The organism is Peribacillus sp. SIMBA_075 (assembly GCF_046534585.1).
Map to the genome: position 1 here is coordinate 1 of NZ_JAWRYN010000295.1, position 326 is coordinate 326.

The window sequence follows — 326 nt, forward strand, 5'->3', positions numbered from 1 at the left end:
TGTGCCTTGTTCGATCAAGCGGCCGTCCTCCGGCACAAGAATGCGGTCCATGTCTTCAAGCCTTGATAAATCATGGCTAATGATGACAAAAGTGTCCTGTGGATGCCGGCTGAACAATTCACTGTAAATGGATTGGGCGGTGACCCCGTCCACTGATGAAAACGGTTCGTCCAGCAGCCATAGCTGCTCGCCTTTCAAGAAAGCCCGAGCCATCGCGAGACGTTGTTTTTCGCCCCCCGACAAATTTCGGCCTTTTTCGTAAACCGGCGCCGCCAGCTCCAGATGACCCAATCGCACCAGTTCAAGTGCTTCGCGCAATTGACCGG

General features: G+C 54.0%; 1 protein-coding gene. It reads right to left on the minus strand.

Annotation, left to right across the window (positions count from 1 at the left end; all coding sequences use genetic code 11):
- Positions 1-326 (minus strand): ATP-binding cassette domain-containing protein (locus SB775_RS28305; RefSeq protein ID WP_410864493.1); only part of this gene is annotated, 326 nt, incomplete at both ends.